Genomic DNA, 21,188 nt, shown 5'->3' with positions numbered 1-21,188 from the left:
AGGATGTGGCTGCGTACTTCCGAACCTTTACTTTTAGTTAAATCCCTGAATAAAAATTCGGAATAAGTCCTATACGGTCAGGCCTGAGCAGATGGACGTTCGTTTTTATTTATCTTTTAAAAATAAAGTTTAAACAAAGTGGCCCCATGATTATTGTCCTGTTAGGTGGTTTATGTCTTGTTTGGTAATTGCGTTTCAGCTTAGAATGGTTATATTTATTGAGTTTGTTGTTTTTTTTTGAATTTCCCGGCTGAAACCAGATTCGGGAGCCAGAGAAATAGCTGCATCTTATTTCTGAAAAGCGTAACTTTGAAACTGCGGCCGGTTTTAACCTCTGATGAAAAATTTCTGTGTACTTTTTTGCTTCCTTTTAATACCCTTTCTCCCCGTTGCGGCCCAGGAGGTTATTATTAAGCTGGGCAAAAGCCCGGTGCCGATCGACGAGTATTTTACCATTTCGGTAACGCTTAAAAATCAGCAGCTGAAAAACATCGGTAAGTTCCCTGACCTTGAGGGCTTCGAGAAAAGCAACCGTTTTTCTTCTACCACCACCAACATTGTAAACGGCCAGATCTCTACCGAACAAACCATTACCCAGAACTACGCGGCCCTGAAAGAAGGCGAAATCGAGATCGAACCTTTCAGCATAGAAGTAAACGGGAAAGCGGTAGAATCGAAAGGCGGAACCGTGAAGGTGGTACCAAGTACGGGGCAGGCGCCGCCGGGTACGGGCGTGCCGCCGGTGCAGGGCTTCGGGTTACTGGATGAATTGTTCGGCAAGCAAAAGCCCCAGGAATACATCGACAAGCAGGAAGACGCCTTTCTGGCTTTCAGTACGAGCAAGAACGAGGTTTTTGTGGGCGAAGGCCTTTCGGTGCACCTGGCTTTTTACATTGCCTCCGCCGACCAGAACCTGGTAGATTTCCACAACTTCAACCGCCAGATTACCCCGATCATAAAAAAGCTGAAACCCAGCAGCGTGTGGGAAGAAAGCTTTGAACTTACCGGCGAACCCGAAGCCGTAAGCATCGACGGCAAAGCCTACTTGCGGTTCAAACTTTACGAGTCCGTTTATTACCCGATCAACACCGATCCGCTGCTTTTTCCTTCGGTAGGCCTCGAAATGATCAAGTACAAAATAGCCAAAGATCCTTCGTTTCTGGGCGATAACCGCATGGCTACGAGTAAAATGTACTACACCTCGCCGAAGATCGTGCACGTAAAAGCCCTGCCGCCGCACCCTTTGCGGGAGGCCGTGCCCGTGGGCAATTACCGCCTGCATGAAGGCATAGACCGGGATAAATTCCTGGCCGGCAAAAGCTTTAATTACCTGTTTCAGATCGAGGGGGAAGGAAATTTAGCGGCCATTGCTACGCCTGAGCCTACAGCTACTCCCGGACTGGAGTTTACCGCACCCGACATCCGGCAGGACATTAACCGGCAGAACGGCCGGGTTTCGGGCCGGAAAGGCTTCCGGTATTTTGCTACGCCCAAAACCCCTGGAACGTACGACTTCAGCAACATTTTCAGCTTTATTTTCTTTAACCCCGATGCCGGAAAGTACGATACCCTCCGTTCGGAACTGAAGATCGTGGTAACCGGCGAGGCCGATAACGATGCCACCATTCAGTCGAAGGATATGGGCGAATTTTACCAGCGCATCGGCAATGAAAGCAACACCTTGCAAAGCATCCACCAGTTCAGCGAAGTAAAGCTTTACACGAACCTGGTAGTGCTGTTTTTGCTGCTCGTTTCCTTATACCTGTTTTACAAGCACCGTTTATGAGCAATTCCTACGGCACCCTTTTCCGCATTACCACCTTCGGCGAATCGCACGGAACCGGCGTAGGCGTGGTATTAGACGGTTGTCCCGCCGGCCTGGAAGTTTCAGTTGAGGAAATTCAGTCGGCCCTGAACCGACGTCGTCCCGGGCAGTCGGCTTTAACTACACCCCGCAACGAAGCCGACCAGGTAGAGATCTTGTCCGGCATTTTTGAAGGGAAAACACTCGGAACGCCCATTGCCTTGCTCGTCCGGAACCAGGATGCGGCCAGCAAAGATTACAGCCATTTGCAGCACGCTTTCCGCCCTTCGCACGCCGATTATACTTACGCGGCCAAATACGGACACCGCGACCACCGGGGCGGCGGCCGTAGTTCCGCCCGCGAAACCCTGGCGCGGGTGGCAGCCGGCGCGATTGCCGCCAAATTGCTGGCGCAAAAGAATATTAAGGTCACGGCTTATGTATCGCAAGTGGGGCCGATAAAACTCCGGAAAAATTACCGGCAGCTAAACCTTGCTAAAATTGAAAGCAACGCGGTACGCTGCCCCGACGGAAAAACGGCCGCCCGCATGATCAGCCTCATCGAAGAAACCCGCGACAAGCACGATTCCGTAGGCGGCGTGATCAGTTGCGTAGTTCAGGGCGTACCGGTTGGTTTGGGCGAACCCGTTTTCGATAAGCTGCACGCCGAACTGGGAAAAGCCATGCTGAGCATTAACGCAGTTAAAGGCTTCGATTACGGCAGCGGTTTTGAAGGCGTAAGCATGTTCGGTTCCCAGCACAACGATATTTTTTACCAGGACGAAGCCGGTAACGTGCAAACCAGAACGAACCACTCCGGCGGCATTCAGGGCGGCATTTCCAATGGCCAGGATATTTACCTACGCGTAGCGTTCAAGCCCGTAGCCACCATTCTGCAAACCCAAACCAGCATCGACGACCAGGGAAACACTATTGTTCTGGAAGGAAAAGGTCGCCACGACCCTTGCGTGCTCCCCCGCGCCGTTCCCATTGTAGAAGCCATGGCTGCCTTGGTATTAGCTGATTTTATGCTTCGGGCAGAGGTTTCTAAGTTGTAAGGGGTAGGGTTTGGGTGGAAAAAGTAGAATGCTTCAGAAAAATTTCTGAAGCCTTTTGTAGGTGGGACTTTATAACGGCCGCGTGTATGCAAAGCCAGCAGCGAAGCAAGGGCCTTGTATGTGTTGTGTTTGCTTACGAAATTATTTATTCAGTTTACTTTCTATAAGCGATATAACTTCAGGATTCTTGCTTTCCTTAGCGGCAGTAAGAACGGTGTTGCCTTCACCATCAGTAGCATTAACGTCTGCGCCACTTGCTAATAGCAACTCTACGATTTCTTTATTCCCTTTGGATGCCGCATACATTAAGGCTGTGGTATTAAATCCGTCTTTCCAGTCTATTTGTGCTTGATTAGCAATTAAAAGTTTCACAATCTCAACATTGGAATTGTTGACTGCAGTAATCAGCGGATTTACCTTCATCCAAGGTCCTGCTTGCTTAATATAGTTCGGGTCAGCCTTTTTCTGGAGAAGCGCTTCAACCTTGGCTTTGTCATTCTTTTGGACAGCCGCATATAGTTGCTCATCCTTACTTTGAGCAATTGTAAGGAATGAGGTACTTAAAGTCAGTACAAGTAGGAGTAATGATTTTTTCATTTTATAGTTTTTTGCCGGCCAACGGTTAGGCCAGGGCACGTTTTTAGGAGCTTTAGGTGTGGTTAGTGGTTTGTTTTTTTAATACATTTTTAAATCCTTCGGCAAACGACTATTAAGGAAGCTTACTAAACGAGTAACTTCGTCACCTGCATCCTCTACAGAAGTAAGATTACTAAATAAGTAGCTAACCTGATTTGAATTTCTTGATGGATTTGAAAAAATAGTAATTCTAACTTTTGTGCCGTCCATTACCATAACGCCTCTATCTTCCAGAGAAAAAGATTTTTGGATTAAGTTAAAAGAACTATATAATGTATCCTGTTCTTGCTTAGTTACATAGATTCTTTTGGTAATACAAGAATCCCCTTGACATTTGTCGAAATAAATAGAATCTCCAAACATCTCATCAGCATAAAAGGTAGCTGAAAAACTAGTTGCCCAAGGGGCTCCAAAAATTTCAATCGAAACCGTATTTTTCTGATTTACTTGCAGATTGTCTACTTTCTTTTCCTTCTGATTACAGGAACAAATGAATAAGATAATAGCTAAAATTATAAAATTCCTCATATTTGCAATTATCATTAACTAGCGGAGAAACAACACTACTACGCTTATCTACTTTATGTACTAAGTCATAAGTGTAGTTTCGCTGCTGAGTTCTATACAATTTTACCAAATCAGCATTTCCTAATTATTCAACCGTAATTCTTTTACTTCCACCAGCCAGTTTCCCCGCCAGATATGCCATCGGAATATAAGCCAAAGCCAGATCCACCACGGCAAACCAGATCGGCGAAGGAAGCATGAATACGCTGGCAACTCCTCCTACTAAGAAGAATAATCCAACGCCAATGGCCAGCCGCATTTTATTGGCTGCCGCAAACCAGGCTGCTACGAATGCGCCCACAAAAGTACCCAGAGCATGCGCCAGAAACGGAAAAAGAAAATGTTGCGGCCCGAAAAGGTGCATGCTTGCTTTCAGGCCCTCAGTGGTCGTAAGATCGGCTCCTGCCGGTGGGGGAATTATTGAACCGCTGATGGAAATGATTCCCATGTTTACAAAGCTGCCAAGCACCAGCCCGGCTACAAAAGCTAAAAAATTCCTGAGGGTCGGATTCATTAATAGGTTAAATGGTTAAGTACTGAAGTTTAAGTTTTTTATGTCCCCCTTTGGAGGGGCAGGGGCGATTCATTCTTCCGGATTCTCCTCGTTTGCTCTTTCGGATCTATCGATCCGAAAGCATCCTGTTGCGGGTTTATTAACCCGCGTGGACCATTTTCAGGCCACAATTCGGGGATCAATAGATCCCCGGCAGGAAGTTTTCGGATAAAAATATCCGAAAAAGCTGCTTTAGGGGAGGCTAAAACGGCTCTGCCCTTTGGAGAAGGACTTTTTCTTCGCAAGCGTGAAGTTAGTTAAGTGATTTCAGAAGCGAAGAAGCACTTTTTTATTTGTTTTTCCTACCGTTGCTACCGGGTTAAAATCACCAGCCACCAGATTAGGGCCAGCACCGGCAACAGGTAAGGAATAGAGTAAGCGTAGATGTATTTAAAGAACGACGGCATTTTAATTCCGGCTTCTTCGGCAATGGCTTTCACCATAAAATTAGGTCCGTTACCGATGTAGGAAAAAGCCCCGAACATTACCGAACCGATCGAGATCGCCTCCAGGAGCAGGTATGTGGTCGGGTCCGGAATGCCGTTAGCGAAATTGGTTACATTGGTAAAGTTGCTGTAGTTCAGGTTGTATTTGGCCATGCCCAGCGAAAGAAAATTAGCATAGGTAGGTGCATTGTCCAGGAAGCCGGAAAGCATGCCGGCGGCCCAGTAGGTGTTGCCCGGCGTTAATAAGTGGGCGAATTCCGGTTTAGAAGCCAGGTGGGCAGTGTATTGCAGGGCAGGCATCATGGTAAAGAAAATGCCGAAGAACAGGAACACTACTTCCAGGATCGGACCGAAGCTGAAGTGATTTCCCTCCAGGGCGGTTTTGCTGGCCATGCGGTAGCAAAAGAAGGCCGTCGTTACCTGGATAAGCTCCCGCACAAACGAAATTTTCAGGCCTTCGAACGGAATATAAGGAATGCCGTCGATGATCTTCGGGTCGATAAAAATGGCGCCCAGAATGACCGCGAGCCAGACTAGGTTGCGTCGGCCTTTAAAGTACATTTCGGTTTTGGCTTCGTTGCGGAGCACCACGTCGGCTTTCGGGTAAAACTCCCGTTCCTTATTGCGGCGGTCGATCAGGTAAAAGATGCCGCAAAGCGCACCTACCCCAAGCAGCCACGGAAAAATAAGGTGCTCCAGTGTCCAGAAAAACGGCACGCCTTTCAGGAAACCGATAAAGAGCGGCGGATCGCCCAAGGGGGTAAGCAAACCGCCGGCGTTGCTCACAATAAAAATAAAGAAAACGATCTGGTAAGGCTTAATGTGGTGAATGTTGATCCGGATAAACGGCCGGATCAGCAGCACCGAAGCCCCGGTAGTACCGATTATATTGGCCAGGCAGGCACCGGCAAAAAGCACCAATACGTTGGCAAAAGGCCGGGCATTCAGGTTCACGTTCAGGTAAATGCCACCGGCGGCAACGTACAAGGCCGAAAGCTGAATGGCAAAAGACGCGTAATCGGCCAGCGTTTCGACGGGCAGGTGGTGGTTTTGCAGCGCAAAAAGGTAAATGCCCAGCACCAGCAAGCCCAGCGCAACCGCAATAACTTTGTAATATTTATGCCAGAAATGGCTGAATAAAACCGGTCCGGTCGCGATCAGGGCAATGAGTAGCAGGAACGGAATAACCAGGAAAAAGGGGATTTCGGGCATTAACGCGGAAAGCAAAAACATTGGTAAACGGTATGATTTTCAGATAAAAAGGGCAGGGGCTCCTTAGCAGCTTGTTTCGGTAAACCCTGTTCATGGTGCTTCCCGGAACTGGAAAGAACCGGAAAAACACCCTTAAGCCGCCGTTAAATTACATAAAAAAGCAGAAGTGCCCGCCGAACCCGAATTTTGCGTAACTTTGAAACTATAATGAATATCAACCGGTTTTTACTTAAACGCCGAAAAGATCATGACAGAAAATAAAGAAAAAAATATTTCGGTTTACGCCGAAGCCAGCCCGAACCCGGAATCGATGAAGTTTGTGCTGAACCAGACCGTACTGCAGGACGGAATCAGTGTAGATTACCCGAACGTAGAAGCTGCTTCGAACTCCCCGTTTGCCCAGGAGCTCTTCAACTTCGATTACGTTTCGCGCATTTTCATCGCCAGCAACTTCGTAACCATTACCAAGAACTCCAGCGACACCTGGCCACAGCTGATCCCGGAGCTTCGTACGTTTATAAAGTCGTACATGGAAGCCGGCGGACCGGTATTCCTGCAAACGCCAACCGCCGAGAAAAAAGCGGAAAGCGGCGCCACCGAAAACCAGACGGCAGAAGATGCTGAAATTTCCCAGAAAGTGATCGACCTGCTGGAAAATTACGTGCGTCCGGCTGTTGAGCAGGACGGTGGTAATATCACCTTTAAGTCTTACAAAGAAGGCGTAGTTACAGTAGCCCTGCAAGGTTCCTGCTCCGGCTGCCCATCGGCTACCATCACCCTGAAATCCGGCATCGAAAACCTGCTGAAGCGCATGGTTCCGGAAGTGACCGAAGTAGTTGCCGAAGGCGTAACAGTTTAAGTTTGAATTTTCGAATGTTCGGGATTCGAATGTTCAATGAAAAATGCTATCGTATTAACGTAAAAAAGTCAGGCCCGTACAGCCTGACTTTTTTGTTGCTTCTCCTTCCTGATTGTAATTTGTGCTTTTTCGTTGTGCATAGAATTAAGCGAAGCGTTTCTACGCACTTCCGGAACGCCAATCTCCTGATTGGCGTTAACCGCTTTCATTTTTACTTTCTACGCCGAGTTAAATTTCCCGGCTTTGAATATGTCAATTGAGAGATTAGCTGCCCCGGATGCGTAGAACGCTTTACTAACGCTACGCATAACCGGGGAAAGAAACCTCCATATTCTGCCATTAAAAGCTCATCCTTTTTCCTGATGATTCATTTTAATGATTTTAATTGGGGCTAACGGTTTTCGGATTTGCGTAGTGGGAAATTAGAAGCCCTAACTTCCAACCTGATTCAAAAGTACAAAAGGGGCTAACGCTTAAGTAAGTACGTTAGCCCCATTATGCAAAACCGGTGTTGGCGGTTAGCTGTTTATTTTTTTCGCTTATAATGCAGTTGTGTTAATCCTGTTTCAAATGTTTTTGCTGTAATAAATTCAAGGGTTTGCTCAGGTCTCCCGTCTTTAAAAAGTCTTGTTCCGTTACCTAATAAGATCGGGATAATCGAAATTATAAACTCATCTATTAAATCGTGCTTCAGCAGTTCATTTATAACTTCTGCGCCACCATCACAATAAATATCTTTACCTTTTTCAGACTTTAAGCGTGCAACTAATTTGGTCAGGTCTCCTGTATAGAAGGTCGTTCTACCTACTGGCGGTCTTTCAGTTCTGGTAATGACATAAACATCTCGTTGGCCGTTGTCATAATGAGATGGACCGATTTCTTTAAGCACATAATCATAGGTTTTTCTACCAATAATTAACGTGTCGATTGTGTCTGTAAATTTTGCGTAACCATAGTCTTCGCCTTCCTTTTCAACAATTTTCAGGAAACTAAGGTCGTCGTTAGGTTTTGCAATGTAACCGTCTAAACTTGCAGCAATGAATAGGGAGATTTTTCGCATTTGTTTTAAGCTTTAATGTTTCTGTAAAACTACATCCGTACAACCGCTTGCACTTTGTAGAAATGCGACATCCTAAAGTTGTGACGGTGAAAGTCCCGTGTTTCGCTTGATTTCATTGGTAAGGTGCGAATGGTCATGATAGCCACATTCAAAAGCAATATCTAAGAAACTCCGGTTTCCGCATGCATTTTTGATGAGGCTCAAAGCATGTTGAAAGCGAATAATATTTGCATACTCTTTCGGCGATAATCCAAGGTGCTTTTTAAAATTTCGCTCCAGTTGTCTTACACTGGTGAAATTACGTTTAGATAGCTCTTGAATGCTAATTTGTCCGTTTGTTGCATGTATCGCATTGATGGCAGGTTGTAACGGGTTGTATTGACCTTTTCTCCTGTCGATAAAATATTGGTTAAGATAATGGAAGGGGTTGTTAAGGATTTTATCGACATTAAATGAATCGGGCTTCTCAAATTCAACCGTATTATTAATCAATTCATTTTGTGGCGCATAGTTATAGAAAGCAGCAAAAGCAGCAGGTTTGAGGCAAACTCCTAATAAATGTGTTTCGCTGTCAATAAAGCTGTCCTTGAATGAGGTCATGGCACCAACAACGTAAGTTTTCCCAAATCCCATAGAAACCGAGCCATTGTCTGTCAAACAAGCAGTACCCAGATTCATTACTAATCCTGCACAACCATCAGGAAAATTTCGCTCCCATAGGCTATCAGATTTATCTCCTTTCAATTCCCAATAAGCATGAATAAAGGGTGCTACTTCTTTGCAGGGTTTTATTTCTCTATACTCCATTTTTTCCGGGTATCGTTTTACAAGAACCGCCAACCGCTGGGCTATGAGCAGGCGGGCATTAAAAGCTACTTTCCCGTCAGCTTAGCCCAACGTTTGTAAAAGTATTAGTGTTTCGGTTAGCACTTGCTGCCCGCTTGTTTATAGCTGTTCTGTGCGCCCAGTATGGTTGCCTGTTACCGAAAGGTATCAAAATATTCCAGCGGGTGCAAGTCCCTTGCAGGCGAATTGGTGAAGCCTGTTAGCCCCGAAATAATCGGGATCTTCGACAAGCCGCAAGCTGGTTTACCGTGAGGTATGCTTGAAGAAAGCGGGACTGCAAAATCCGGTACAGACGAACAGAAAGTACATAAGACGCATATTCGCGCGGGTAAGCAGGCACCTCTTTTCAAAGCCCCCGACCAACAAGCGCTCGTATGTAGGTGTACTGGGAATCGGAGAAAGGAATGTGCTCTTACTTGGGGGCCTTGGCACGTCTGATACGTGTGGAGGAGTCAGCAGAGGCCATAGTAGTTGGAGAAACGAGCCGGTATAGCGAAGCCCTTTCCCCGGAGGTCTCACAACCCAATGAAGGGCTGCACGTTACGTTGTCCCAAATTCGATAAAGAGGTTTCCCGAAAGCTTCCGGGACCAGCTTTATCTTAAGCAAGGCTAAGGCTTTACCGGTGCAAAGAGCAGTCTGGCTATGCTTAACGAACTGCTGTATGCGAGGCCGTACGTACAGTGGTGGGAGAGGCGCTCCTCGTTTGCTAATCCTGACAGGGCCGTCTACCCGATCAGCTGTTCGTTGTTTTTATTTCTTAGTCAATTTGTATTTCAAATGAGTTGTCAATTCTGAAGGTATTACTTCTAGGATCTGTAAGTTATATTTGTCTTTGTTAATACCTTCGAATAGTCGGATACCACTTTCTAAAAAAACCGGGGCAATGTGAATAAAAAATTCATCTACAAGTCCTGCATTCAGAAATTGTTGGATTGTGTTTGCTCCACCTTGAATTCTTATGTCCTTTCCTTTTGCCGATTTCCTTGCTTTATCCAAAGCACTTTCTATTCCGTCATTTATGAAATAAAAAGTTGTTGTTCCTTCTTGCACCCAAGGTTCTCGCTTTTCGTGGGTTAATACATAAACATCAGCTTTATAAAGGTCATTGGGCCAACTGGCTTCGCCTTCCTCAAACATGCGTTTCCCCATTATGAATGCGCCTGTTCGTTCAATTGTCTCTCTGATAAACTTCCCGTCAGGTCCATCTTCTTTGCCTCCTTCAAATCCTAAGTATTCCCAAAAAGCTTTTTGATTAAACATCCACGAGTGAATTTGTCCTGATACGCCACCCATAGGATTTTTAGGGCTTCTGCCATTTCCCGCGAAAAAACCATCAAGTGATATTCCACTGTCAAAGATTATTTTACTCATATTTTGTCTGTTTCTTTATTGTAAAAGTTGTCGTTTTTCAATGCCTGCTAACGTCTAGTATTTGCAAAGCCTGCAGCTAAGCAAAGGTTTTGTAAATGCCTTGTTACCTGTTGTTCTTTTCTGTTGCCTTGAGTTTATTATTTAGGTCTTTTATTTGTTCATCATCCGAAAAATTGGCTAATGTTTGAATTATAGTTTCCTTTTTTGGCTCTGTCAAAAATTCATATTCTTTCGAGCCGAATGGAAAACTACAAGTGTCACATTTTGCCAAGTGGGAATTTGGATTTTTCTTTACAAAGTCTCTTTTAACGAATGACAGCGATTGCTTTAAATCTTGTTGGGCTGAATCCACCTTTCCTAAAGCAAAATAAGCATTGGCTCTATGATAAATTTCCAAATCAGTTGGATCAGTGGAATGAGCCATATTGTAATAATTAATTGCCTCCCGATAATTTTTCTCTTTAAATTCTAATTGTCCAAGATGGTAGTTAGCTGCCCAAAACTCATTTTTGGTTTCTTTTTTGTTTTTACTTAAATAGAGTAGTTTATGAAAATATTGCTTACTAAATCTTATGTTGCCTTGTCGTTTCGCAACCAGAGCAACTCTTAGAATAGCTTGTAAACTGTCTTCAATTCCAAGTTTCAAAGATTTTTCATAATCAGAAATTGCTTTATCGTATTGTCCGTCATTATTGTATGCGTCACCCCGATTGAAATAATAACCTGCTGCATTAGGACGCCAAGAAATTAATTTGTCATAATATTTAATGGCTGCCTTGTAGTCGCCCGATAGAAATAAAGCAACGTCCGCTTTTTGCCTATAATGGCCAAGCAAAAGCCCTTTACCAATAATTACCAAAAGGTAAGTTCCTGCAACAATTGTCAATATAATTATTAATCGTTTTGTCTTCATTTAGAATTGCAGGTAACTACTGTATATAAGTAATAACTACGTTTATCCAACCACCGTCTAACGGATAAGCGTATGTTTTAAATCTAAATGTAACAAAATACTGCCATTTTAAAGCAAAAAAGTCAGGCCTCTCAACCTGACTTTTTCCCTCCAAAACATACCCTTCCAAATTCGAAAATACGAATCTCGAAAATTCGAATCTTAGTGCAAAGCCCGCTTTTTCACCATTCCCCCAGACGTATCGTTAATGCTGTTTTGAATAATGAAGGCGCACGGGTCTATTTCTTCCACTTCCATGCGGAGTTCGGGCAGTTCGAGGCGGGTAACTACCGTGAAGATGATATCCATATCCAGGTTGCGGTCGCCGCGGCTGCCGTACCCGCGCTTGCCCCGGTAAATGGTTACGCCCCGGCCGATCTTCTCGGTAATGGTCTGGCGGATCAGTTCGCTGTGTTCCGAAATAATGGTAACGCCGGTGTATTCTTCAATGCCCTGTACCACAAAATCGATCATTTTAGAAGCCGCGAAATAAGTGAGGATGGAGTACAACGCGGTATCGGTTCCGAGGAAAAAAGCCGCCGAAGTAAAAATTGCAATGTTCAGGATCAGGATCACGTCGTTTACTTTGAGCAGGGGCGTTTTCTTGCTCAGCAGCAGGGCCGCAATTTCGGTACCGTCCAGCACTGCCCCGCCGCGCATGGCCAGGCCAATTCCCAAACCAATAAAAAAACCGCCGAAAACCGCCGTAAGCAGCTTGTCGTGGGTTATTTCCGGGAAATGTACCGTAGCCAGAGCAATAGAAAGACCCAGAATACCCAATGTACTTTTTATAGCGAAGCTCCTGCCAATATAACGGTAGCCCAGCGCAATGAACGGCAGGTTCAGTACGGCAATGAGCACCGGCAGGCTGAAGGGCGAAAGGGTAGCCGTAAGCATGGAAATACCGGTTACCCCGCCATCGATAAATTTGCTGGAAAGTAAAAAGCCTTCGAGGCCGAAAGTAGCCGAAATAATACCGGCCAGAATTAACAGGAAATCTTTAATGTAGTGTCTTGTTTTTACGATCATATAAGTTTGTGGCGTGTGTATCTGGTTAGGCGGTTCCCGGAGGAAAAAAAGAAGGGACCTGCAAATTGAACCAATTCGCAAGTCCCTTCCCGGAAGGCAAAACAAACAGGCTGTTCTGCCGGATTAATTAAAGCTTAGCGCACTTTCTGCTGGGCTGAAACTGGCGTTGGTACGATCGGGTTGGCATTGGCCAGCGCTTTGTCGCGACGCTTATCCGGATTGGTTTCCAGAATAATTGGCGCTGCAATGAACAACGACGAGTACACCCCGAAAATAACCCCGATGATCATGGCAAAAGAGAAGCCGCGTAAGGTTTCGCCGCCAAAGATGAACAGGGTAACCACTACCAGCAATACCGTGAAGGAGGTAATAATGGTACGGCTGAAGGTGCTGTTCAGGGCCGGGTTAACCAGGTCTGCAAACCTTGCCCGTGGGTTTTCGGCGGTGTATTCCCGGATACGGTCAAAAATTACTACCGTATCGTTTATCGAGAAACCGATAATGGTCAGGATCGCGGCAATAAATACCTGGTCGATCTCATACGACAGGCCGATCAGGTTGGCATAGCCGAAGAAAGCAATTACCATTAAAGAGTCGTGAATAAGGGCCACAATACCACCCATCGCATAAGCCCAGTCGCGGAAACGAATCGATACGTACAGGAAGATACCGATACAGGCAAGCAACACCGCAATGATCGCCGTTTTCTGAATATCGTCGGCCATGGTAGCGCCCACTTTCGCGGAGCTCATGATCTTCGGATTCAGGCTGCTGTATTTCTGCAGACCTGCTTCCAGAGCTGCCTGTACCTTGTCGTCCGCCTCGGTAGATTCTTCGTCGGCCAGGTAGCTGGTGGTAATTTTCAGACGGTTCGAAGCGCCATAGGTTTTAACCTCGGTGCCTTTTCCTTCAAAGTTAGGGGTTAAAACCTCTGCAACGTCCGAAGCCGGAACCGCGCTGGCAAAATCCACTACGTAAGAACGGCCGCCTTTAAAGTCAACGCCCAGGTTCGGTCCGCCTTTCATGAACATGGCCGCAAAACCGCCAAGAATCAACACGGTAGAGAAAATATAAGCTTTCTTGCGGTGTTTAACAATATCGAAGTTGATGTTCTTGAATAAGCCTTTGGAAATTCCGGTAGAGAAGCTCATGCCGGTTTCTTCCTTGCCAGCGATCAGCCATTCAACAATTACGCGCGATACATAAACGGCGGTAAAGAAGGAAGTGGCAATACCCAGCATCAGGGTAGTAGCAAAACCTTTTACGGTACCCGAACCGAAATAGAACAGGATGATACCGGCAATTAAGGTAGTCACGTTGGAGTCGAAGATAGACCAGAACGCCTTGTCGTAACCTTTCCGGATCGCATCTTTCATAGAAAGGCCATTGGCCATTTCCTCCCGGATACGCTCAAAGATCAGTACGTTCGCATCTACGGCCATACCCAGGGTAAGCACGATACCGGCAATACCCGGCAGCGAAAGCGCCGCGCTCAGCTGAGCCAGAATACCGATAATGAAGAACACGTTCACGATCAGGGCAAGGTCAGCAATGGCGCCGCCTTTGCTGTAGTAGAACACCATGAAGAACATTACGATCAATAAGGCAGCCAGCGTAGAGTACAAGCCCTGGTTAATAGCTTCCTGACCTAAAGACGGACCAACAATGGCTTCTTCCACAATACGGGTAGGCGCAGGCATTTTACCGGCTTTCAGAATGTTGGCTAAGTCTTTGGCTTCATCAATGGTGAAGTTACCGGAAATAGAAGAGTTACCGCCGGCAATTTCAGACTGAACAACCGGAGCAGAATAAACATAATTGTCGAGTACAATGGCAACCTGGTTACCGATGTTCTGACCGGTTAAGCGCTGCCATCTTTTAGCGCCGGCCGAGTTCATTTGCATGCTTATTTCCGGGCGGCCCTGCTGGTCATAATCCTGACGGGCATCGCTGATGAATTCGCCGCTTACCGGCGCTTTGCCGTCGCGGCCTTTTTTAACGGCGTACAGTTCCAGGAATTCCTGGCCATCCTGAGCTACAATTGGCTTCACGCCCCACAGGAACTGCATGTTAGAAGGGAAAATGGAACGGATCTCCGGCTTGCGGAACAGCGCATTTACCCGGGACGTATCGCGTACGTTCGTGCCGATACCGTTACCCAGCTGGGTGAACAGTTGCGACAACAGGGAGCTTTGCTGTGAATTCAGAGAATCGGCTTTGGCAGTAGCTTTGGCGGTGTCTTTGCTTTCTAACTGCTTGGCTAAGGCATTGGAATCCTGGGCAGCAGCCTGGGCTAAGGCATCGGAAGTATCGGTAGCGGCAGCTTGTGCCAGGGCATCGGTAGTATCGGCAGAAGAAACAGTAGCCTGTTCCTGCTGAGGAAGGGCAGCTTTCGCTAAAGCTTCAGAAGGTTTTTTTCTGGAAGTAAGGTCGCCAAGTTTACCGGCTTTTTCCTGGGCGGTAACGTACTCAGCCATTTGGGTGAAGAACGGGCTGATTTCTTCGTTTTTCCAAACTTCCCAGAATTCCAGTTTCGCCTGGCCTTGCAACAGGTTACGAACCCGGTTCGGGTTATCTACGCCCGGCAGCTCGATCTGAATACGGCCGGTGCCCGGTAAACGCTGGATCTTCGGCTCGTTCACGCCGAATTTATCGATACGGGTACGAAGAATGTTGAAGGAACGGTCGATAGCGCCTTCCACTTCGGTATTGATCACATTCAGTACCTGATCGTTGTTAGAAGCGAAGCTGATCTTGCCTTTGTTGGCTGTGTTGGCGAAAATGCGGCTCAGTTTGCCGGTTGGCTCAATGTTGCGGTACGCCTGGCCAAAGAGGGTAACGAAATCTTCCTGGCTGGTTTTCTGCATTTCCTGAGCCTGGGCCAGCGCTTTGTTAAAGTTGGCATCCTTGCTGTTACCCGACATTACGCGGATAATTTCTACCGGAGAAACCTCCAGTACCACGTTCATGCCGCCTTTCAGGTCAAGACCCAGACCAAGCTCGCTCTTGCGAACATCCTGGTAGGTGTACTCGGCGCCTAAGAAATTAAATACCGGGCGCTTCCATACTGAATCGAGGTACGCCTGTTTTTTGTCCATGTTCACGTTGCCGCGGGCATCGGTAGCATAGGCTTCAGCTTTCTCCTGAACCCCGCGCGACACAAACGTAAACATCAGGTAGTACGCGCATAGCACGGCTACTACCACCGTTAGTGTGATTATTAAAGCTTTATTACGCATTGAATTATGAATAGAAATTGGTTTTCAAAAAAATAAATAAGGTTCAGCCCGGGCATAGGTCGGCAGGGCCGGTCAGCGAGCTAAAACGGTAGGAAAAGCAGAAAAGAACTAGGGAGCGTTGGGCGAAATAGCCATAGCCAGCAAACGCTGGCACAAAGGAATGACTACCGGAACGGCATAGGAAACCGTAGAAACCGGCGCCTGAATAAAAGGGGCATTAAAATAAAGGGCTTCCGGCAGAATGGCCGCCGGCAATACCAGGTAAGAAGCTACCGCCTCGAAAGAAACCTTCTCCTTTACTACTAACTGTTTTTCCGAAGCCTTGAGGGTATGTTCAGTCAGCGGTTTTTTCAGGCGTATCGCTACCTCGCGCTTGTCCAGAGACAGCACCGAAAGCAAGGTTAACCCCAATAAGAGGAAACGAAGCTGCAGCGATATGGATTTCAGGCGTGGCATAATGCCGCCAAATTTAACGGGTTTTCCGGAATAATGGAAAATTTCAGGTGAATTTTATGTTAATAATGCCGGTAAATTTTAGTTTTTTAACGAACAACGGTACCGTTTATTTGGTTTTGGGATAATAGGCAGGAAGGAATGGGGAGGGATTTATGTTTAAAAACTGCCAATTCCATAAGACCGTGATTGCTGGTGCGAGCCTCCGGCTCGTTACCCTTACCATACCTGATCGAATAATTCCGATACGAGCCGGAGGCTCGCACCAGCATTAAACTTTTGGGGATTGGCTTTATGAGATTTGGTATTATTCACTACCGTTTGTTTTAGCTGACGGTTCCGTGGGCGAAAAAAAGAGACGCAAACATTGCGTCTCTACTGTATTTTCTGAAACCGTAATAAATACTACTTTTCGATCTTGGTGTTCAGGAAGGAAACCAATACTTCCAGGCCGCGCTCGAACTGGTTGTTGTTCGGGATAATAATGTCGGCGTCGTTCTTGAAGGGCTTGATGTATTTTTCGTAAGTGGGGGCTACGTGGTGGGTGTAGCGGTAAAGCACATCGTCCAGGTCGTAGCCGCGCTCAACTTTGTCGCGCAAAATGCGGCGGTGCAGTTTTACGTATTCCTTGGCGTCTATGTAAACTTTCAGGTCCAGCAATTTTGCCACTTCCTCGAAGTAGAAAACAAAAATACCTTCCACTACCACGATTGGTGCCGGCCTGAATTCCAGGTCTTTGGGCACTACATTTGGGTTGTTGAAGGTATATTCCTTGCGGGTGAAGGTTTCGCCCCGGCCGATCTTCATAATGTCTTCGGCATATTCGTGAGCGTTTATGCAGGAAGGCAGGTCGAAGTTTATTACGCCGTTCGCATCGGTGGTCTGCAGTTCGCGGGAATGGTAGTAATTATCCTGGGAAATCAGGCAGATATCCTCGGGTCTGAAAGAAGCTAATAGTTTTTTCAGAAAAGTGGTTTTCCCGGACGCGCTTCCTCCCGTAATACCGACGATAAAAGGTTTTTGCATGGCAAGCTTAAGCTAAAAGAACTCACAAAGTTAATTGAAATTGCAACACGTTGTTCGGTTACGAAACAGGAATTTCAACCAGATTTGTTCAATTTTTTCAGAAATGGTTTTCAGGCTGAATTTGCTTCGGAAAGCGGCTTGTTCTTTCATTGCTGTTCTTCTTTATTCCTTAGCGGTATTTTAAACCATATTGCAGTAATGCGCCCTTTGGCAGTACCATGAATAACGGGGCTTACGTGCCATTTAAAGTAAAACCGCCGCGGAATTTTAAACCCTGCCTGCAAAACTTCGTTTTAGAAAACCAATATCCGGCTAACTAAGGACAGGTATTCAGAAGTTTTGCAGAGAAAGCCTTGCTGCTTTTCTAAGAAGCGGAGCTTCCCGGTTTTTTGCCGGAATTTAGCCTGCTGTAAATTTTCTTGCTAAGTTTACCGCCGGAACCCCGATTACAACTATTTAATGGGAATCAAAAAAGAGGATACTGGAAAAAACACCGTGGACAGGTATGTGCTCTCTAAACGCATGGACCGCATGTTTCTGGAGCTTTCCAACGTTTATGCTTTCGTAATGCGTTTTTTTAAGGAAGCTTTCCTGCCGCCTTACGAGTTCCGCGAAATTATTAAGCAGTGCTACGAAGTAGGGGTGAAGTCGCTGCCGCTTATTTCCCTTACCGGTTTTATTATTGGTATTGTATTCACAAACCAGTCACGCCCTTCGCTCACCGAATTTGGCGCCGCTTCGTGGTTGCCTTCGCTTATTTCCATTGCCATTGTGCGGGCCCTGGCGCCGTTGGTTACGGCCATTATTGCGGCCGGGCGCGTAAGCTCCAACATCGGCGCTGAGCTGGGCTCCATGAAAGTAACCGAGCAGATCGATGCCATGGAAGTTTCGGCTACCAATCCGTTCAAGTTCCTGGTGGTAACGCGTGTGCTGGCAACCACGCTCATGATTCCCACGCTCATGATGTACACCATTTTTGTGGCTTTAATGGGCGCTTACGTGAATGTGAACCAGAACGAACAAACCAGTTTTATTACGTACTTTATCCAGGTTTTCGACGCGATCTCCTTTCTCGATATTTTTTCTTCCGTAATAAAATCGTTTGTGTTTGGTTTTACGGTGGGTATTGTGGGTTGCTACAAAGGCTACCATTCCAATAAAGGCACGGAAGGGGTAGGAAAAGCCGCAAATTCAGCGGTGGTAACGGCCATGTTTTTAATTTTTATTGAAGAATTGCTGGCCCTGCAAATTATTACGGCATTGCGGTAAGCTTTAAGATTTATGCAGAAAGAAAAGCGGCCGATCGATTTAAATAATAAGGTGATCACGATCCGGGGGTTGAAAAAATCCTTCGATGAGCTGGATATTCTCCGGGGCGTAGACCTGGACCTGCACCAAAGCGAAAACCTGGTGGTGCTCGGGCGTTCGGGAACCGGAAAATCGGTACTGATAAAAATTATTTCGGGTTTGCTGAAGCCCGACGAAGGCTACGTGAACGTACTGGGGCAGGAAGTGGCGAAAATTTCGGGGCGGGAACTGGACAGGTTGCGGATGAAGATCGGCTTTTCGTTCCAGAACAGCGCCCTTTACGACAGCATGACGGTGCGCGAAAACCTGGAATTCCCGCTGGTGCGCAACGTCCGGAACATGACCCGGGGCCAGACCGACAAATTAGTGGAAAACGTCCTGGATGCCGTGGGCCTGTTGCGGGCCATTAACCAAATGCCATCGGAGCTTTCCGGCGGGCAGCGAAAGCGGATCGGCATTGCCCGTACCTTAATTCTGAAGCCGGAAATTATGCTTTACGACGAGCCTACCGCCGGTCTGGATCCGATAACGAGCATGGACATAAACAACCTGATAAACGAAGTGCAGGAGCGGTTCAATACTTCGTCTATTATTATTACCCACGACCTGACCTGTGCCCGCGCCACCGGCGACCGCATTGTGATGCTGCTCGAAGGGCAGTTCCAGTACCAGGGCACGTTCGAAGAGATCTTCCGGAACGATGATCCACGGGTTAAGGCTTTTTATAATTACAATTTTACAGACTGAAATGAGTGTTGCAGAAAATAAACGGTCCGTTGTAGTCGGCATATTTGTACTTATCGGCATTATCATTTTTGTGGCCGGCATTCTTACGCTGGGCGGCCAGCAGAAGCGGTTTGTGCGTAGCGTGCAGGTAAGAACCATTGTTTCCGATGCCGAAGGGCTGAAGACGGGAAATAACGTGCGCTTTTCCGGCGTAAAGATCGGTACGGTAAAAGAGATAAACTTCGTAGGCGATGCCCAGGTAGAGATCCTGCTCAACATAGACGAGGAAGCCCAGAAATACATTCATAAAGATGCCCGGGTGAAGATCGGTTCGGAAAGCCTCATCGGTAACAAGAACATTACCATTCTGGGCGGTTCCCCACAGGTTCCGGCTGTAGAGAACGGCGATCTTTTAAAGGTAGAGAAAACGCTGAGCACCGAAGACATTATGGCCACCCTGCAGGAAAATAACCTGAACCTGGTACAAATTACCACCGACCTGAAGAAAGTAACTGCCGGCCTGGCCAGCGAAAAAGGCACCCTGGGCAAACTGGTAAACGATACGAGCATGGCGCATAATTTTCAGGAAGTAATGGCAAATTTGCAACGGGTTTCCGTTACCACCGCCAAAGCATCTTCCTCACTGGCCCAGTTTACTTCTAAGCTTAACCGCAAAGAAGGTCTGGCCAACCAGCTTTTAACCGATACCTCCACGTTCCGTCACCTGAAGGCTTCGCTGGTACAGCTGGAACAAACCACCGCATCGGCCAAGCAGCTTACTTCCAACCTGACCCAGGCCAGCTCCAAACTGAACGAAAACAACAATGCCCTGGGCGTAATGCTGAACGATCCGCAATTTGCCGAAAACCTGAAAAGCACCATGGGCAACCTGGAAACCAGCAGCGAGAAATTCGACCAGAACATGGAAGCTTTGCAGCACAGCGTTTTTCTGAAAGGCTTCTTTAAAGTGAAAGGCCGGAAAGGGAAGGATAAAGAGAAAGTGCAGAAATAATTAAGAGAGCTCTTATATTCTGGCCGGTCTTTTCGTTAAAGCAGATCTTTTCGATCGGGTAGGGCCCGTTGAGGCAGGTCTTGTACCTGCCCAGCCTGTTCTACGGTATTCCGTCCTCCTGGAGGTTTTCGATTATAAATCCTGATAATCAGGGAAATCTATTAGAATCCTATTAAGGAAAAAAAATCGAGAAATGGATTGGGAGATATCTTTTCCGCGATTAAGAAAGGGACGCCATAACGAGGGGGAGGAAGGGCAGGTACAAGACCTGCCCCAACTGATATACTACCCGAACACGGGCGGCAAATACTGATACGATAATTTATTTCCTATAGCGTAGGGCCTAGTTTTTCGCTTAAATAAGCTACCAGTTTGGCAATGGCGCGGCCGCGGTGGCTGATCTTGTTTTTTTCTTCGGCGCTCATTTCAGCAAAAGTTTTATCGGAGCCTTCCGGCACAAAAACCGGATCGTAGCCGAAGCCATTCGTGCCGCGCATTTCTTCAATGATCCTGCCTTCCACAATGCCGTCGAACTGGAAATATTCTTCGTCCAGGATCAGCGTAATGGAGGTGCGGAAGCGCGCGCGGCGGTCGGTTTTCCCATCAAGGTTTTTCAGGAGCAGCTCAATGTTGTTGAGGTTGTTGCGTTGCGGACCGGCGTAACGGGCAGAGTAGACGCCGGGCTCGTTGTTCAGGGCGTACACTTCCAGGCCGGTATCGTCGGCAAAGCAGTTGATCTGGAAATGCTCAAACACGTAGGCCGCCTTCTGCTTCGAATTTCCTTCCAGCGTATCCTGGGTTTCGGGCAGCTCTTCGGTGCAGCCGATCTGGGCCAGGGTTTTCAGCTGAATGGTATCGGGCAGCATTTGCTGTACTTCCTTTACTTTATTCTCATTATTCGTAGCAAAGCAGATCTCCATGGTTTAAATTGTTGGTTGCTGGTTGTTTGTTGTTGGTTTACGCAGGTGGGCTTAGGGCTTTTTGCGCGGTTAAAGATACCATTATTCCGGTTATGGGGTTGCGGCAAGGG

19 protein-coding genes are annotated in these 21,188 nt (G+C 46.8%); 6 read left to right on the top strand and 13 right to left on the bottom strand.

Annotation, left to right across the window (positions count from 1 at the left end):
- Window positions 1-337 precede the first annotated feature (337 nt).
- Window positions 338-1,786 (top strand): BatD family protein, encoded by a 1,449-nt coding sequence (locus F0P94_RS10550; protein WP_150903846.1) that lies wholly within the window; start codon window positions 338-340, stop codon window positions 1,784-1,786.
- Window positions 1,783-2,862: a chorismate synthase gene (gene aroC, locus F0P94_RS10545; protein ID WP_150903845.1), complete on the top strand. Its 1,080-nt coding sequence runs from the start codon at window positions 1,783-1,785 to the stop codon at window positions 2,860-2,862. Before F0P94_RS10550 ends, aroC begins: the two co-directional genes overlap by 4 nt.
- Before the next feature lie 141 nt (window positions 2,863-3,003).
- Here aroC and F0P94_RS10540 read toward each other — a convergent pair whose 3' ends face one another.
- The 4 genes from F0P94_RS10540 to F0P94_RS10525 form a co-directional block, all read right to left on the bottom strand.
- A complete protein-coding gene (locus F0P94_RS10540; RefSeq protein ID WP_150903844.1) occupies window positions 3,004-3,459 on the bottom strand; it encodes an ankyrin repeat domain-containing protein in 456 nt (151 codons plus the stop codon).
- A gap of 78 nt (window positions 3,460-3,537) precedes the next feature.
- Window positions 3,538-4,026 (bottom strand): hypothetical protein, encoded by a 489-nt coding sequence (locus tag F0P94_RS10535; RefSeq protein ID WP_150903843.1) that lies wholly within the window; start codon window positions 4,024-4,026, stop codon window positions 3,538-3,540.
- 124 nt (window positions 4,027-4,150) lie between these two features.
- The gene (locus tag F0P94_RS10530) at window positions 4,151-4,579 is read right to left on the bottom strand and encodes a hypothetical protein (protein ID WP_150903842.1); all 429 of its coding nucleotides are present in this window, start codon (window positions 4,577-4,579) and stop codon (window positions 4,151-4,153) included.
- Between the two features lie 350 nt (window positions 4,580-4,929).
- The gene (locus tag F0P94_RS10525) at window positions 4,930-6,297 is read right to left on the bottom strand and encodes a sodium:proton antiporter (protein WP_150903841.1); all 1,368 of its coding nucleotides are present in this window, start codon (window positions 6,295-6,297) and stop codon (window positions 4,930-4,932) included.
- A 226-nt stretch (window positions 6,298-6,523) separates the two neighbouring features.
- On the opposite strand from F0P94_RS10525, the gene F0P94_RS10520 reads away from it, so the two are divergent.
- Window positions 6,524-7,135: a NifU family protein gene (locus F0P94_RS10520; RefSeq protein WP_150903840.1), complete on the top strand. Its 612-nt coding sequence runs from the start codon at window positions 6,524-6,526 to the stop codon at window positions 7,133-7,135.
- Window positions 7,136-7,661: 526 nt separating this feature from the next.
- Here the strand turns inward: F0P94_RS10520 and F0P94_RS10515 are convergent.
- The 8 genes from F0P94_RS10515 to F0P94_RS10480 all read right to left on the bottom strand — a co-directional run bounded on the left by F0P94_RS10515 (window position 7,662) and on the right by F0P94_RS10480 (window position 17,112).
- The gene (locus F0P94_RS10515; RefSeq protein ID WP_150903839.1) at window positions 7,662-8,195 is read right to left on the bottom strand and encodes a dihydrofolate reductase family protein; all 534 of its coding nucleotides are present in this window, start codon (window positions 8,193-8,195) and stop codon (window positions 7,662-7,664) included.
- 72 nt (window positions 8,196-8,267) lie between these two features.
- Window positions 8,268-9,002 carry a helix-turn-helix transcriptional regulator gene (locus F0P94_RS10510; protein ID WP_150903838.1) on the bottom strand — a complete coding sequence of 245 codons (735 nt, stop codon included), beginning with the start codon at window positions 9,000-9,002 and terminating at the stop codon, window positions 8,268-8,270.
- A gap of 790 nt (window positions 9,003-9,792) precedes the next feature.
- Window positions 9,793-10,413 carry a dihydrofolate reductase family protein gene (locus F0P94_RS10505; RefSeq protein ID WP_150903837.1) on the bottom strand — a complete coding sequence of 207 codons (621 nt, stop codon included), beginning with the start codon at window positions 10,411-10,413 and terminating at the stop codon, window positions 9,793-9,795.
- A gap of 103 nt (window positions 10,414-10,516) precedes the next feature.
- Complete coding sequence (locus F0P94_RS10500) at window positions 10,517-11,326, bottom strand: tetratricopeptide repeat protein (protein ID WP_150903836.1); 810 nt, start codon at window positions 11,324-11,326, stop codon at window positions 10,517-10,519.
- A gap of 201 nt (window positions 11,327-11,527) precedes the next feature.
- Window positions 11,528-12,394 (bottom strand): YitT family protein, encoded by an 867-nt coding sequence (locus F0P94_RS10495; RefSeq protein ID WP_150903835.1) that lies wholly within the window; start codon window positions 12,392-12,394, stop codon window positions 11,528-11,530.
- A gap of 134 nt (window positions 12,395-12,528) precedes the next feature.
- Complete coding sequence (secDF, locus tag F0P94_RS10490; RefSeq protein ID WP_150903834.1) at window positions 12,529-15,633, bottom strand: protein translocase subunit SecDF; 3,105 nt, start codon at window positions 15,631-15,633, stop codon at window positions 12,529-12,531.
- Window positions 15,634-15,741: 108 nt separating this feature from the next.
- The gene (locus F0P94_RS10485) at window positions 15,742-16,089 is read right to left on the bottom strand and encodes a hypothetical protein (RefSeq protein ID WP_150903833.1); all 348 of its coding nucleotides are present in this window, start codon (window positions 16,087-16,089) and stop codon (window positions 15,742-15,744) included.
- A 402-nt stretch (window positions 16,090-16,491) separates the two neighbouring features.
- Window positions 16,492-17,112, bottom strand: a complete 621-nt coding sequence (locus F0P94_RS10480; RefSeq protein ID WP_150903832.1) for a uridine kinase family protein — start codon at window positions 17,110-17,112, stop codon at window positions 16,492-16,494.
- A gap of 522 nt (window positions 17,113-17,634) precedes the next feature.
- Between F0P94_RS10480 and F0P94_RS10475 the strand changes: the two genes are divergently transcribed.
- The 3 genes from F0P94_RS10475 to F0P94_RS10465 are packed head-to-tail and all read left to right on the top strand — an operon-like array spanning window position 17,635 to window position 20,158.
- Window positions 17,635-18,381 carry an MlaE family ABC transporter permease gene (locus F0P94_RS10475; RefSeq protein WP_394349682.1) on the top strand — a complete coding sequence of 249 codons (747 nt, stop codon included), beginning with the start codon at window positions 17,635-17,637 and terminating at the stop codon, window positions 18,379-18,381.
- Between the two features lie 12 nt (window positions 18,382-18,393).
- Entirely contained in the window at window positions 18,394-19,167 is a 774-nt protein-coding gene (locus F0P94_RS10470; protein WP_150903830.1) for an ABC transporter ATP-binding protein, read from the top strand.
- A 1-nt stretch (window position 19,168) separates the two neighbouring features.
- Window positions 19,169-20,158: an MlaD family protein gene (locus F0P94_RS10465; RefSeq protein ID WP_150903829.1), complete on the top strand. Its 990-nt coding sequence runs from the start codon at window positions 19,169-19,171 to the stop codon at window positions 20,156-20,158.
- 329 nt (window positions 20,159-20,487) lie between these two features.
- On the opposite strand, the gene F0P94_RS10460 is transcribed toward F0P94_RS10465, so the two are convergent.
- The gene (locus tag F0P94_RS10460; protein WP_150903828.1) at window positions 20,488-21,078 is read right to left on the bottom strand and encodes a non-canonical purine NTP diphosphatase; all 591 of its coding nucleotides are present in this window, start codon (window positions 21,076-21,078) and stop codon (window positions 20,488-20,490) included.
- Window positions 21,079-21,188 lie beyond the last annotated feature (110 nt).

Source organism: Adhaeribacter soli, assembly GCF_008727925.1.
Taxonomy (GTDB): domain Bacteria; phylum Bacteroidota; class Bacteroidia; order Cytophagales; family Hymenobacteraceae; genus Adhaeribacter_A; species Adhaeribacter_A soli.
Note: the sequence above shows the minus strand (reverse complement) of the source record. Positions and strands in the feature narration are given on the sequence as shown.

What these genes read in the sequence shown, in the direction of transcription:
- F0P94_RS10550 (WP_150903846.1), top strand. Translation starts at nt 338, where the DNA reads ATGAAAAATTTCTGTGTACTTTTTTGCTTCCTTTTAATACCCTTTCTC.
- aroC (WP_150903845.1), top strand. Translation starts at nt 1,783, where the DNA reads ATGAGCAATTCCTACGGCACCCTTTTCCGCATTACCACCTTCGGCGAA.
- F0P94_RS10540 (WP_150903844.1), bottom strand. Translation starts at nt 3,459, where the DNA reads ATGAAAAAATCATTACTCCTACTTGTACTGACTTTAAGTACCTCATTC.
- F0P94_RS10535 (WP_150903843.1), bottom strand. Translation starts at nt 4,026, where the DNA reads ATGAGGAATTTTATAATTTTAGCTATTATCTTATTCATTTGTTCCTGT.
- F0P94_RS10530 (WP_150903842.1), bottom strand. Translation starts at nt 4,579, where the DNA reads ATGAATCCGACCCTCAGGAATTTTTTAGCTTTTGTAGCCGGGCTGGTG.
- F0P94_RS10525 (WP_150903841.1), bottom strand. Translation starts at nt 6,297, where the DNA reads ATGTTTTTGCTTTCCGCGTTAATGCCCGAAATCCCCTTTTTCCTGGTT.
- F0P94_RS10520 (WP_150903840.1), top strand. Translation starts at nt 6,524, where the DNA reads ATGACAGAAAATAAAGAAAAAAATATTTCGGTTTACGCCGAAGCCAGC.
- F0P94_RS10515 (WP_150903839.1), bottom strand. Translation starts at nt 8,195, where the DNA reads ATGCGAAAAATCTCCCTATTCATTGCTGCAAGTTTAGACGGTTACATT.
- F0P94_RS10510 (WP_150903838.1), bottom strand. Translation starts at nt 9,002, where the DNA reads ATGGAGTATAGAGAAATAAAACCCTGCAAAGAAGTAGCACCCTTTATT.
- F0P94_RS10505 (WP_150903837.1), bottom strand. Translation starts at nt 10,413, where the DNA reads ATGAGTAAAATAATCTTTGACAGTGGAATATCACTTGATGGTTTTTTC.
- F0P94_RS10500 (WP_150903836.1), bottom strand. Translation starts at nt 11,326, where the DNA reads ATGAAGACAAAACGATTAATAATTATATTGACAATTGTTGCAGGAACT.
- F0P94_RS10495 (WP_150903835.1), bottom strand. Translation starts at nt 12,394, where the DNA reads ATGATCGTAAAAACAAGACACTACATTAAAGATTTCCTGTTAATTCTG.
- secDF (WP_150903834.1), bottom strand. Translation starts at nt 15,633, where the DNA reads ATGCGTAATAAAGCTTTAATAATCACACTAACGGTGGTAGTAGCCGTG.
- F0P94_RS10485 (WP_150903833.1), bottom strand. Translation starts at nt 16,089, where the DNA reads ATGCCACGCCTGAAATCCATATCGCTGCAGCTTCGTTTCCTCTTATTG.
- F0P94_RS10480 (WP_150903832.1), bottom strand. Translation starts at nt 17,112, where the DNA reads ATGCAAAAACCTTTTATCGTCGGTATTACGGGAGGAAGCGCGTCCGGG.
- F0P94_RS10475 (WP_394349682.1), top strand. Translation starts at nt 17,635, where the DNA reads ATGGACCGCATGTTTCTGGAGCTTTCCAACGTTTATGCTTTCGTAATG.
- F0P94_RS10470 (WP_150903830.1), top strand. Translation starts at nt 18,394, where the DNA reads ATGCAGAAAGAAAAGCGGCCGATCGATTTAAATAATAAGGTGATCACG.
- F0P94_RS10465 (WP_150903829.1), top strand. Translation starts at nt 19,169, where the DNA reads ATGAGTGTTGCAGAAAATAAACGGTCCGTTGTAGTCGGCATATTTGTA.
- F0P94_RS10460 (WP_150903828.1), bottom strand. Translation starts at nt 21,078, where the DNA reads ATGGAGATCTGCTTTGCTACGAATAATGAGAATAAAGTAAAGGAAGTA.